Source organism: Microcoleus sp. AT9b-C3, from assembly GCF_036705485.1.
Lineage (GTDB): Bacteria > Cyanobacteriota > Cyanobacteriia > Cyanobacteriales > Microcoleaceae > Microcoleus.
The window spans coordinates 227438-241167 of sequence record NZ_JAUBUR010000006.1 but is presented as its reverse complement, the minus strand read 5'-3'; the positions used below and the strand labels follow the sequence as shown (position 1 = coordinate 241167).

Below are 13730 nucleotides of genomic sequence, written 5' to 3'. Positions count from 1 at the left end.
TAGAGATTGTCAATTATTGACAAATATTGTTTGTTAACCCGCCCCTACAAGTCCTTAGAAGATATTAAGGGTTTTTCTTGGATTCAGAAGCAGGAGATTCTTGAGCTCTGGGAGTTGCTTTTTCACTCTTCGGCGAAGGCTTCGGACTGGCAATTGCTGGGGCAACAGACGGCTTTGAATTCGCGGCTGGGGATGGCAGTGGTTTGGGAGAATCAGGGGATGTTAGCGGGGCAGCAGGGGCTGTCTTAGCGCCTAAAATGCTGGCGTCTCCGGTGTCGAAGGTGCCGGCGATGCAAGCGATCATCATTGTCGCTAAGGTGCCGACAAATAATGCTTTCCAACCGAGTTCGGAAATGTCTTTGCGACGGGATGGAATTAGGGCGATTGTGCCGCCGACAAATATGCCGACGGAGGCTAAGTGGGCAAAGCCGGAAAGGGCGTAACTGACAATTAAAACTGTACGAGCGCTCACCAGTCCTTTTGCCCCCGCTTCTGCTAAACTTTGATAGGGCGGAATTGCTGTTTCTAACAGCCTGCGACCGATAATTACTGAGGCTTGCCAAGAGTCGTCTAATGGAACTCCTGTTAATAGAGTCAGGGGATAAAATAAAAATCCCATAATGTTGGCTAAGGTGACAACTTTGAAGAAGCCACCAATTGGGCCGGGCAAAATGGACAGCCAACCAAAGAATTGATTGATTAAGGAAACTAAGCCTAAGATTAAAATCAAAACAGCGGCAATTGCTACTGCCATTTTTACACCGTCCAATGCACCAATTATCGCTGCATCGAGAGGGCTGACTCGTTCGATGGGTTCTCCCCCAACAGTCTCTTGTTTGAATTCTTCGCCGTCCATTTCGGAAATTTCTTCGCCCACAAACTCGCGGCCTTTAGGCTTGGGTTCTTCCTTGGGAATACCACCCATTGTCAGCGGCACGCCTGTTTCGGGTACTAAGATTTTGGAGAGGACAAAACAAGCGGGAATGGCGATAATTGAAGCGGAAACTAAATGCCCTAAAATATTGGGAAAAACTGGCTTGAGAAAACTGACGTAAATTGCTAAAGTTGAAGAAGCGGCCGTTCCAAAACAGCAAGAGAGGATTGCACAAAGTTCCGAACGAGTCATTTTCGGCAAATAAGGTTTGACGACTATTGCCGCTTCAATTCCTACGAAAATATTAGCAGCGCCGCTGAGTGCTTCCGCGCCGCTCAACCGCATTGTCGTATAAAAGATTTTGGCAAAAAGTTCGGTGACAATTTGAATCACGCCGATGTTGTATAGCAACGCCATGAGGCCAGAAAAAAAGATGACTGTCGGTAAAGCTCTAAAGGCAAAAATATATCCTAAATTAACTGCCGGATCTTTACCAGGTATAGGTACAACATTACTCCCGAATACAAACCTCGCTCCAGCGTCAGCAGCGGTGAATACTCCATCGAGTAAGCTAGTAAACCACTCTAGGGCGATGCGAGTTGGGGGGAACAGGAATACTAAAAATCCTAAGACTAATTGCAGGCCAATGCCCCAGGTGATGACGCGCCAGGGAATATACTTGGACTGTCGGTTTTCTGAAAAAATCCAGGCGATCGCACATAAGCCAAAAATTCCCAGAAACGAGATAAGATTGTAGATTGACATAAGCCTAGTCCTTGAAATAGTTGAGAATCCCGATCGACGGTTTGCACCACATCAGTTATACTATTCATCTGACGGCAAATACTAAAAAAAATAACGGGCAGATGAATTACGCACTCAACAGCGTACTTATGTCATTGCTTAGGTCATTCCGAAGTCTGCGGATCTTTAGCAACCCTTGATTTGCCGTAATTACCAGCAGTTTAGATAGAAACTCTAACACATGGAAGCTTTTGCTCCACATCCTCCTGAATGGACTGCGACGGCGGTTCACGCTAATGAGTTTTGCTGCCCCAAGTGCGGCGCTACCTGCACGAATGCCGCTGAGGTATGGATTAATCGTCGATCGCCAGTATATACCGAGTTCAACCGTCGCAAGTGGCAAGAATTTTACCGCTGCCAGTGCGATTCCGTGTGGTGGGCCTGGAGTAACGATAGGCCTCCTTCTGAACTTGTGCGTCGCGATGAGAGCTCGGATGATGACTCAGATGATGATTTTTAGAAGGGTGAATCGATTTTCGATTTTCGATTTTCGATTTTATAATAAATTAGGGTAAGGTGCGCATTGCGCACCCTACATTTAGATAGATCACCGCAAGTTCTAAACTAATTGAGCACGTCAAGTATTCCCTTGACTACGCCTTCCATAACTCTTTCAATTAAGCTCAATTCATTTTCGCCGATCGACTCATTTAACAGCATTGACTGAATTCGCTGTCTGTCATTGCGAGTCAGTTCGCCTGACGAAAATATCTGCTCAACTATTTGTTCCGTTAGAAATGGGAAAGTTGGAGTTTGCATGGTTGGTCTCTAAAAGCATTAATATTTTGTTTTTAACTTTATTAGAGGAGCTAGTTTTTGTGTGGGTTTTTACTTTTCTACCCAATCCGTGCTCAAATCATAGGACTCTGGGGGAATTTTGTCAATACACTTGTTACAGATCAATACAAAATTTGCCTTAAATTCCGACATTCTGGCAGCGGGTGGTTTTGGAGTGCGATCGACCCCCGGCGGTGGCGGTGTTCGATCGACCTTTTTAAGTTTATTGGCACTGGGGCGGAACATTACAGCTCAAAAAAAATCACAACGAGAAGAGATTAAAATTGGTAATGGAGAATTGGCTTTTCTAAATTCCCTCTTCCTTCCGGCTAATGACTAATGACTAAGAACTAATGACTAATGACTAATAGCTTCCTCCAATGACCTATTTTCGTTCTGCTCTAATTTTGACATTAGGTTTTGGGCTGCTACCGCTAGCAGTGCGATCGCAACCTGTCGTTCCCGCTACTGACGGCACGAATACTGTTGTTAAGTCTGAGCAAAATCGCACAGACATTAGCGGCGGGCAACTGTCAGGAAACGGGGCAAATCTTTTTCACAGCTTCAGCCAATTTAATCTCAGCGAAGGTCAAATAGCTAATTTTCTAACTAATCCAAATATTCAAAATATTTTAGGGCGGATTTCCGGTGGCAATGTTTCCGTCATTAACGGTCTGATTTCTGTAAGCGGTGGCAACTCGAATTTATTCTTGATGAATCCGGCGGGAATTATCTTCGGTCAAAATGCTAGATTAAACGTGCCGGGGTCTTTTTTTGCAACAACGGCTACAGGTATTGGTTTCGGCGATCGCTCGTTTAATTCGAGCGGAATTAATGATTACAAAGCTTTACTGGGAAATCCTAATCAATTTAATTTTAATAACTCACAAATTGGTGCTATTGTCAATGCGGGAAAATTGGCAGTTGGCAGCGGGCAAAGTTTAACTTTGGTCGGCGGCACGGTTATTAATACAGGACAATTATCCGCTCCCAACGGTCAAATTACTGTGGCTGCTGTTCCGGGACAAAATTCAGTCCGCATCAGTCAAATCGGCAACTTATTGAGTTTAGAAATTACTCCGTCTTTGCAGTCAGAAAAATCTGCGATCGCCCCAGTTTCTTTGCCTCAGTTGCTGACGGGGCCCGGCGTAGCGTCAGCCACAGGTTTAACGACTAACGAACAAGGTCAATTGGTACTCACTGGCGGTCAAACAGTGTCGGCAGTTGCCGGAAGTGCGATCGTATCGGGTTCGGTAAATGTATTTGGTTCTTCTGGGAATGCTGGCGGCACAGTCAATATTTTAGGGGAAAAAGTCGGACTCTTCGGCGCAAATATCGATGCTTCCGGGACGAACGGCGGAGGTACTGTGCGCGTCGGAGGCGGTTTCCGGGGGATGGAACCAGTGCCGAACGCACTGGTAACTTATGTTAGTCCTGATTCTACGATCGCAGCAAACGCGATCGACCGCGGCAATGGCGGCACTGCGGTAATTTGGTCAGACAATACAACTCGCTTCTTCGGCAATATTAGTGCTCGCGGGGGCATCGCCGCAGGTAACGGCGGAAAAGTAGAAATTTCGGGCAAAAATGCTTTAACTTTCCAAGGAGAGGTCGATACCCGCGCGACTAACGGTGCGATCGGCAATTTGTTGCTCGATCCGGCAAATATTACCATCGTCAGCGGTAACGGCGACAGCAGCGCGCAATCTGGCGGGGAACTCGAATCGACACCAGAACCCAACGAAACATCGATCTCAGAAGTACAGTTGGAACAAATGGCGGCCGGCAGCAACGTGGTTCTAGAAACCCCCGGCTACATCACCCTCCAAGACTTGCCCGATAACAAACTTTCCCTGCAAGCGATCGCGGGAGACAGCGTAACATTTAGATCGGGCGGAGTGTTTGTTGTCAATGACTCCAACGATTTAATCGAGACTCAAGGTGGCAACATCAACTTTTTCGCCAGCAGCATCTCTCTGGGCGGACTTAATGCCAACGGTGGTAATATCGCTATCACTGCTAACGGCATTGACTTTAGGGGCGGCAGCAATTCTGTCAGCAGTACGGGGGGAACAATTCGCTTGCAACCCAACGATAGCCGAGCAATTCGGATCGGTGGCACCGGCGATATTTTAGGCATTTTGGACTTGACAGCAAGGGATCTCGGCGCTTTGGCGGGGGATTTCGGCTCGATCGCGATCGGGCGCGAAAACGGTAGCAGCTCGTCAATCGCGATCGTCGCACCCATTACCTTCAACAGCCCGCTGACACTTCAAGGCAGCTCGATCGCGATCGACAATCCCCTAAGAACAAGCGGCAGCGCTAGCTTGACTCTCGACGCGCCCCAAACTGATCTCAACGCCAACATTGCGACATCCGGCGGCGATCTCACTTTTACAGGAAACACATCCCTCAATGCTGACGTGACTTTGATCGCGGAAGCTACCGGCAACATTCTGTTCTCCGGTAGCCTAGACGGATCTCGCACCCTGAGACTAGACGCTGGGCGAGTGCTGTTCGGCGGTACAGTCGGTCAAGCTGCACCGCTGGCTAGTTTGAATGTCAACGCCAGCAGTACCGAGGTATCGGGCAATATTGCGACATCTGGCGACATGACTTTTAATAGTAACGTCACAGTCGATCGCACCGCCACCCTAACCACCACTACCGGCAATATCGCTTTTGCCAATACCCTCGACAGCACGCCGGGCAGGGCTAATAATTTGACGCTGCGCGCTGGCGGCAACATTACTTTTGACGGCGGAGTCGGTCAAACTCAGAGGTTGGGCCAGCTTTCGGCCGATGCTGCTAGCGTGACGGCTGCTTCCACGATTACAGCGCGCAGTTTGAGCGTTAACGCGCGAGAGTCTGTTACCTTCGGGGGGGACAGCACGGCTGCTTTGGCAGCCGATATCAAGGCAGAAAATGTCCTTATAGAGGGTAATTTAAGGACGGATGGCGGCAGGGTGAACCTGCAAGGAAGTCGCGAGGTTCGGACTGGTAATATTACCTCGAATGGTGGGAGGATTCGGGTTGAGGGAAATACTGTTGCTGCAGGTGCGATCGACTCGTCATCAGCAACGGGCACAGGAGGCGCGATCGCTCTCCAAAGCAATGCTGGGCCTTTAACTGCGGGAGCTTTGAACGCTTCGGGGGCGATCGGCGGAAATATTGCTGTCACCTCTTCAGCGGGCATTTCGGCTCTCGATCTCAACTCCAGCAGCACTTCCAACGGCAACGGCGGAGGCGTTTCCTTGAGCGCGACTGATAACATTCAGTTGGGCTTTATCAACGCTCAAGGTGGCCCTGGTGGCACTGGTGGCAGCGTTGATGTGACAACCCTCGGTTTGTTTCGATCGAACAGTGTTTTCAACGATATAGCGGGCAATTCTTCGAGTATTTCTACTGCCGGAGGCGCGGGGGCGGGGGCAGTCGCCATTCGCCACGGAGGCGGTATCGATCGACCGTTTGTAGTTGGCGGCGCGATCGACAATGGAACCCTGGGAAGCATTAATGCTGGCGGGGGAAACGCCATTTTGCCCACTTTTTCTTTTGAACAAACTTACACCCAAGGAAGCTTACCAAATCAGATTTCCCTAATTACACCGGGCCCGCCTTCTCCTCCTGCCCCAATTCCCGCACCAATTCCCGCACCAATTCCCGCACCGATTCCCGCACCGATTCCCGCACCAATTCCCGCACCGCCTGTAGTGCCAGTAGTCCCCGTAAATCCCGATTCTGCGCTGTCAATTCCTGCATCTGTGCAAGTAGAATTGCGATCGCAAAGTAGATACAAACATTCCCCAATTAGCCCGGATATTTTCGCTCCTTCTCGCAGATTAGATGCGGCAGCTTCTGGAGTTTTAGCATTTGAACAAACCTTTACTCGCGAGTACGAAAAATATCTGGACTTGCCCGCACGAAGACCGATTAGTAATATGTCGGTAATTTACGAAAATCTTCGCAAAAATGAAAAAATTACCGGGATCAAGTCTGCCATTATTTATATGAATTGGGTCAGCAGATTGGATGCAGGCGCTGCAAAAGAAAATGATTTTGTACGGGTGGCAAGTCAGGATTTATCTAATCTATTGCCTGGGAGAACAAACCTAGCATCCCAGCCTCCTCAACCCTTAGAAGATAAGTTGACCCAGAGATTGCAGCCGGATGGCAAAGAAGTTTCCGATGTTCCTAATGGGGAGCATTTAGAATTAGTGTTAGTAACAGCTAACGCTGAACCGAGGCGCGTTTTAATTCCGGCGACAACACGCTGGCAGGTGTTGCAATTGGCTGACGCCCTGCAAAGCGAAATAACTAATCCCCGCAAAAGAAGCAGCATTAGTTATTTGGATACGGCGCAAAAACTTTATAGCTGGTTAATTGCACCAGTTGCCACAGAATTGGCAGCTTTAAAGATTGACAATTTAATTGTAATTCCGGCAGCGGGTTTGCGGAGCGTACCGTTTGCGGCTCTTCACGACGGCAAAGGCTTTTTAGTGGAGAAATACAGCATTAGCGTGATGCCGAGTCTGAGTTTGACTGATATCGGCTACGACAATATTGCGGATGATGAAGTTTTGGCGATGGGGGCGTCGGTATTTGAAGATAAAGCGCCATTACCGGCGGTACCGGTGGAGTTAGAGTCGATCGCGCCGCCAAGTGAAGGAAAATCATTTTTGAATCAAGATTTTACTCTCGGAAATTTGCAAGCTCAGCGGGCAAATCAGCCTTTTGGCATCATTCACTTAGCAACTCACAGCGAATTCCAGCCCGGTGAACCGAAAAATTCTTACATTCAGTTGTGGGATACTAAATTGCGCCTCGATCAAATGGCACAGTTGCGGTGGAATGAACCGCCGGTGAATCTGTTAGTTTTAAGCGCGTGCAGTACCGCTTTGGGCGACGAAGAGGCGGAGTTAGGGTTTGCGGGTTTGGCGGTAGCTAGCGGTGCTAGATCCGCTTTAGCGAGTTTGTGGGAAGTCAGCGATGATGGGACTTTGGGGCTGATGACTGAGTTTTATCGGCAGTTGCGGGCCCCCAGACGCGGTGGCAATTTGATGATTAAAGCCGAGGCTTTGCGGCGCGCGCAATTGGACATGCTGCGGGGGCGCTTGCGGATTCAAGACGGGATGTTGCGAGTCGAAGGGCTTTCTGGGAGTCTAATTTTGCCTCCAGAAATTGCGGCGCGGGGCGATCGAGTCCTTTCGCATCCTTATTATTGGGCCGCCTTTACAATGATTGGCAATCCTTGGTAATAGAGATGTTGAATGAAGAAGGAAAAAGAGGGGTTGCTGAATCAAGGTATCAATAGTGCGGTAACTGGAACATCCTGAAATTTTAGGTAATGTATAGCAATCCTAAATCATTGGTAAATTTTTTACTTTCTCCCCTCTTGATAAGGGGAGGGTTGGGGTGCGGTACAAAATTTACGACTCCTGCAACGATTGCTATATGGAGTGATTTACACACGCTTTCATTATATCGTATCCGGCTGCATCGGAATGATAAATTAGAGGGCGATTCATGAAGGATTTTTACAAGTCGCCACCTATCGCGGCGCAATTTTCAGTTGTTCGATTCAGAGTCAACAGTCAACATCATGTCTGAGTGCAACCGGAATTGATATTACATGGTAATTCCCCTATTTATACTCTAATTATGCAGCGGCCAAATCTCCTAGGAAAACTAACGGCGAGATTCCTTCACTCTGTTCTGCCTGCTTTTGCAGGAAGCTGTAGAGCGATCGCACTCCTCACCTAAATATTTATTTGTACTTTTTTGAAGAAATGTAAAAAATAATATTTTTTTAGTTGAAATTTAAATTTCGCTTAAAGTGCAAGCTAGTCTTTATATTAGAGAGTACATCTACTTACCAATTGAAAATTGCTAAAAAAATGTGTATTTCTTCTTAAAAGAGGCTGCAAAAATGATTAACTTAGCTGGCTACGAGATTACCAACCACCTTCATGAAAGTAACAATTCTTTAGTTTACCGAGGCTTGAGAAAGCAAGACAACCAACCAGTCATTCTCAAATTTCTCAAGCAAGATTATCCGATGCCAGCTTCGTTAGTCAGATACAAGCAGGAATACGAAATTACACGCAATCTCAACCTAGAAAGTGTACCTAAAACCTACAGTCTAGAAAGATATCAAAACAGTTTAGTTATTATTTTCGAGGATAGTGGTGGAGAATCATTAAAGCTGTGGTTGGTAGCTCAAAAACTTACCTTAGAAGAGTTTTTGTCAACAGCTATTAAAATAACCAGAGCTTTAGGCGACATTCATCAACATAACATTATTCATAAAGATATCAACCCCAGCAATATTATTATTAACTCGACAACAGGGCTAGTCCAAATCATAGATTTTGGCATTTCTACTGTTTTAAATCGTGAGAATCCTACCCTAAAAAATCCTAATGTTTTAGAAGGCACTCTCAGCTATATATCGCCAGAACAAACAGGCAGAATGAACCGAGCGATCGACTACCGCACTGATTTTTACTCATTAGGAGTCACTTTTTACGAACTGCTAACGGGGCAACTGCCCTGGGATTACAACGATGCAATGGAATTAGTGCACTGTCATATTGCTAAACAAGCAGTGCCGCCCCATGAAATTAATCCAGAAATAGGAATTCCTAAAGCAGTTTCTGATATAATAATGAAGCTGTTAGAAAAAACGGCTGAAAAAAGATACCAAAGTGCTTGGGGAATCATCGCTGATTTAGAAGAATGCCGGGAACAACTAGAGGCTAAAGGAACGATTGTAGATTTTGATATCGCCCAAAAAGATATTACTGATAAATTTCAAATTCCCCAAAAACTATATGGGAGAGAACGAGAACTAGAAACCTTGCTAGCCGCGTTTAATCGCGTCAGCAATGGCACAACAGAAATTATGTTAGTGTCGGGTTATTCTGGGATTGGTAAATCCGCCTTAGTGCAAGAAGTTTATAAGCCGATTACTAAGGCAAGGGGTTATTTTATTGCAGGAAAATTCGATCAATTTCAACGCAATATTCCTTACTCAGCGATCGTTAAAGCTTTTGGGTCCTTAGTCAAGCAACTGTTAACTGAAAGCGAAATCCAACTCAATAGCTGGAAAGAACAACTTTTAGCGGCTTTGGGTGATAACGGTCAAATAATTATAGATGTCATTCCCGACATAGAACTCATCGTTGGCAAACAGCCACCAGTCCAAGAATTAGGGGCTGCGGAAGCGCAAAACCGTTTTAATTTAGTCTTTCAAAAATTCATCCGGATCTTTGGCTCTTTGGAGCATCCCTTAGTCATCTTTCTGGACGATTTGCAATGGGCTGACTCCGCTACTCTGAAACTGCTGCAAGTAATGATGGCAGATGAGGAAACAAAATATTTATTTCTAATGGGTGCTTATCGAGATAACGAAGTGAGTCCCACACATCCCCTGATAATGACTTTGGAGGGGCTGCAAAAGCAAGAGGCTACTATTAACCAAATTACCTTAACTCCCTTAGATATCGGACATATTGCTAACTTGATAGCTGATACTGTGCGTAGGGATAGAGGCGCAGTCATGCCCCTAGCTGAGTTAGTCGTTGCTAAAACTCAAGGCAATCCTTTTTTTGTCAATCAGTTTCTCAGAACTCTCTATGAAGAAAACCTGCTGAGTTTCAATTTACTGCAAAGAAGCTGGGATTGGAATATTTCACAAATCGAAGCAGTAGGCATTACCGATAACGTTGTTGAGTTGATGGTCGGAAAATTGAGAAAAATGCCCCAGTCAACTCAAGAAATTTTACAATTAGCCGCTTGCGTTGGCAATAGTTTTGACTTAAATACTCTGTCTGTTGTTCATGAAAAATCTCCCGCTGAAACCTTTCAAAAGCTATTGCCAGCCATTCAAGATGGACTAATTTTAGCCACGTCTGAACTCGGCGTAACAGAAGAAGAAATCGTTCAGTCTCATCTCGTCATTACTACTTATAAGTTTTTGCACGATCGCGTGCAACAAGCAGCTTATGCTCTGATTGAGGAAAGTTCTAAAAAAACAGTTCACTTACAAATCGGTCGCCTGCTGTGGCAAAATACCTCGCCAGAGAAACGAGCGGAAGATATATTTGCGATCGTCGATCATTTGAATCTGGGAATTGAACTCATTAGTGATGAATCCGAACGAACTGAAATTGCCAAACTTAATTTAACCGCAGGTCAAAAAGCTAAAGCAGCAACGGCTCATGCTGCAGCTACCGAATATTTGGAAGCAGGTTTGGGACTGCTAGCCAATTCTAGCTGGACTCATCAGTACGAACTGACATTAGCACTACATACCGAAGCAGCAGAGGCAGCATTTCTGAGTGGTGACTTTGACCGGATGCAGAAATTAGCATCAGTCGTGCAAAACTGTGCCAAAAACCTATTGGAAAAAATAAAAATCTATGAAGTCCAGATTCAAGCTTCCGTGTCGCAGAAGAAGCTACTAGAAGCCGTTAATACAGCGTTAGAAGTTTTAAAGCTGTTAGGGGTGGAGTTTCCCCAAGAGCCAAACCCGTCAGATATTGGGCAAGCGCTGGGGGAAACGGCGGCAATTTTGAAGGGGAAGCGAATTGAGGATTTAAGTGACCTGCCTCAAATGACAGATCCCTATAAACTAGCAGCTATGAGACTTATATCAAGTATCTTTGCTCCTGCATACATTGCTGCTCCACAACTGTTGCTCTTGACGGTGTGCAAACAAGTAGATTTATCCGTCCAATATGGTAATGCTTCTGTTTCTCCCTTTGCTTATGCCAATTATGGTTTTCTTCTTTGTGGAATTGTGGAGGATATTGATTCGGGTTATCAGTTCGGTCAATTAGCTTTAAGTCTATTGTCAAAGTTGAATGCTCAAGAAATTAAAGCCAAGACAGTTGTCCATGTAAATATATTTACCCGACATTGGAAAGAGCATCTGAGAGAAACATGCGAGCCTTTAGCGTCTGCTTACTCTAGCGGAATAGAGACAGGAGATTTAGAATATGCAGGCTTTAGTCTAATACATTCCTCCTGTGCAGCTTACTATAGTGGCCAAGAACTGACTCTGCTGGACAGAGGGATAGCAATTAACAGAGATGCTATTTATAATGTCAAGCAAGAAATAGCGCTTAATTATATAGAAATAAATTGGCAAGCTATATTAAATTTGTTGGGAAAAAGCGAAAAATCTTGCATTCTGAAGGGTGAAGCCTGTGATGAGGATCTGAAGTTGCCATTATACCAGCAGGCAAAGGACAAATCGGCAGTTGCATACATATATTTGAACAAAATTTACCTTTGTTATTTGTTTGAAAATTACTCAGAAGGCATTAAAAATACTGCTCTAGCAGAGAAGTGTTTAGATGCAATGGTAGGATTGCCCGTTATTCCTATCTTCCATTTTTACGATTCTTTGGTGCGGTTGGCGGTGTATTCTGATACTCCACAGTCAGAGCAACAGATCATTCTTGAGAGAGTACAAGCTAATCAAGAGAAAATGCAGAAATGGGCGCATCATGGCCCAATGAATTATTTGCACAAATTCTATCTAGTAGAGGCAGAACGGTATCGGGTTTTAGGTGAGAAATTAGAGGCAATTGAAATGTACGAGAAAGCCATTGCTTTAGCTAAAGAAAACGAGTACATCAACGAAGAAGCACTCGCTCACGAACTTGCTGCAAAATTCTACCTGTCATGGGGCAAAGAGACGATCGCCCAAGTTTATATGCAAAATGCTCATTATAGCTACCAAGTCTGGGGCGCTATAGCTAAAGTTAAGCATTTAGAAGAGAAATACCCTCAATTACTAGCTAGGACATCAGCCAAAACCACAACTCAAATTAAAGTTAACCAAACAACAACTCAGCCTACTACCACGAGCACTAATTTGGGAGATACGCTAGATTTAGCCACAGTAATGAAAGCTTCTCAAGCGATTTCAGGTGAAATAGTTTTGAGTAGGCTGCTGGAAAGATTGATGAAAATTGCGATCGAAAATGCAGGTGCCCAAAAAGGCTTTTTAATTTTAGAAAAAGCAGGAAACTGGGCGATTGAGGCTGAAGGTTCGGTGAAGGAGGATGAAGTTAGCGTGCTGCGTTCGCTTCCCCTCAATGCAGAAGCTGCTTCTGGGGAAACGCCAAAACTGGCAAGTGCGATCGCCCACTACGTCATCCGCACCCAGGAAAATGTGGTTTTAAATAACGCCACCCAAGAGGGACAATTTACCCGCGATCCTTATATTGCAGCCACTCAACCGAAATCGATTCTCTGCACTCCTCTGCTGCACCAAGGCAAGCTGACAGGTATTCTTTACCTAGAAAATAACCTCACAGAAGGAGCTTTCACTACAGATAGGCTAGAACTGTTAAAATTGTTATCTGCCCAAATAGCCATTTCCATTGAAAATGCCCAACTCTACAATAACTTGCAGGAGTTCAATCAAAACTTAGAGCAATTAGTGAGCGATCGCACCCACGAATTATCTAACGCCTTAGATAATTTAAAAGCTACTCAAAGTAAGCTAGTGGAAGCCGAAAAAATGGCATCGCTGGGAGGATTAGTTGCAGGCGTCGCCCATGAAATTAATACTCCCATCGGCGTTGGTGTCACCGTTGCGTCAGCTTTAGCAGAACATACCACAGAATTTGCTTCTACTTATAAGAGTGGCAAAATGAAACGCTCGGAACTCGAAGAATTTTTGGATATAGCCAGCCAAAGCAGCAACACCCTTCTAACTAATCTAACTCAGGCAGCAGCATTGATTCAGAGCTTTAAAGAAGTGGCAGTCGATCGCTCTAGCGAAGAACGGCGAACTTTCTTGGTAAGAGATTATCTCGATGAAATTTTAATCCAATTAAAACCCAAATTGAGAAATAGCAAACATTCGCTCGAAATTAAGGGAGACACCAAAACCGCCCTAGATTCTTATCCAGGTGCATTATCCCAAGTTATCACAAACTTGCTGATGAACTCTCTGATTCACGCTTACCAACCGGGCGCTAGTGGAAAGCTGACTTTTGATTGGCAGCAAGAGGGATCTCGACTTAGCTTTGAATATTCCGATGACGGTCAAGGCATTCCCCCAGAAAACTTAAGTAAAATTTTCGAGCCATTCTTTACTACCAAACGCGGTCAGGGTGGTAGCGGGTTGGGATTGCATATTGTCTACAATTTAGTTACCCAAAAACTTCTGGGTGAAATAGAATGTAAAAGTGAGGTGGGAGCAGGCACCAAATTTATTATTAAGCTACCCGTCCAAATCGATTCACAACAGTAGTTT

General features: G+C 45.3%; 6 protein-coding genes. 4 read left to right on the top strand and 2 right to left on the bottom strand.

Translation table 11 applies throughout. From position 1 onward, the window contains the following. Window positions 1–64: 64 nt before the first annotated feature. On the bottom strand, window positions 65–1639 hold the full coding sequence (locus tag QUB77_RS08430) for a nucleoside transporter C-terminal domain-containing protein (protein ID WP_333171265.1): 1575 nt from the start codon (window positions 1637–1639) through the stop codon (window positions 65–67). A gap of 220 nt (window positions 1640–1859) precedes the next feature. Here QUB77_RS08430 and QUB77_RS08425 point away from each other — a divergent pair, with 220 nt between their 5' ends. Then, window positions 1860–2138, top strand: a complete 279-nt coding sequence (locus QUB77_RS08425; protein ID WP_333171262.1) for a hypothetical protein — start codon at window positions 1860–1862, stop codon at window positions 2136–2138. Between the two features lie 104 nt (window positions 2139–2242). Here QUB77_RS08425 and QUB77_RS08420 read toward each other — a convergent pair whose 3' ends face one another. Next, complete coding sequence (locus tag QUB77_RS08420; protein WP_333171260.1) at window positions 2243–2437, bottom strand: hypothetical protein; 195 nt, start codon at window positions 2435–2437, stop codon at window positions 2243–2245. A 118-nt stretch (window positions 2438–2555) separates the two neighbouring features. Here QUB77_RS08420 and QUB77_RS08415 point away from each other — a divergent pair, with 118 nt between their 5' ends. From QUB77_RS08415 to QUB77_RS08405, 3 genes are all read left to right on the top strand, one after another. Then, window positions 2556–2795, top strand: a complete 240-nt coding sequence (locus QUB77_RS08415; protein ID WP_333295791.1) for a hypothetical protein — start codon at window positions 2556–2558, stop codon at window positions 2793–2795. 40 nt (window positions 2796–2835) lie between these two features. After that, window positions 2836–7710, top strand: a complete 4875-nt coding sequence (locus QUB77_RS08410; protein ID WP_333171255.1) for a CHAT domain-containing protein — start codon at window positions 2836–2838, stop codon at window positions 7708–7710. Window positions 7711–8381: 671 nt separating this feature from the next. Next, window positions 8382–13727: an ATP-binding sensor histidine kinase gene (locus QUB77_RS08405; protein WP_333171252.1), complete on the top strand. Its 5346-nt coding sequence runs from the start codon at window positions 8382–8384 to the stop codon at window positions 13725–13727. The last annotated feature ends 3 nt before the right edge of the window (window positions 13728–13730 follow it).

Bases quoted from the DNA above. Each gene is read 5' to 3' on its own strand.
- QUB77_RS08425 (WP_333171262.1), top strand. From the start codon at position 1,860: ATGGAAGCTTTTGCTCCACATCCTCCTGAATGGACTGCGACGGCGGTT.
- QUB77_RS08430 (WP_333171265.1), bottom strand. From the start codon at position 1,639: ATGTCAATCTACAATCTTATCTCGTTTCTGGGAATTTTTGGCTTATGT.
- QUB77_RS08410 (WP_333171255.1), top strand. From the start codon at position 2,836: ATGACCTATTTTCGTTCTGCTCTAATTTTGACATTAGGTTTTGGGCTG.
- QUB77_RS08420 (WP_333171260.1), bottom strand. From the start codon at position 2,437: ATGCAAACTCCAACTTTCCCATTTCTAACGGAACAAATAGTTGAGCAG.
- QUB77_RS08405 (WP_333171252.1), top strand. From the start codon at position 8,382: ATGATTAACTTAGCTGGCTACGAGATTACCAACCACCTTCATGAAAGT.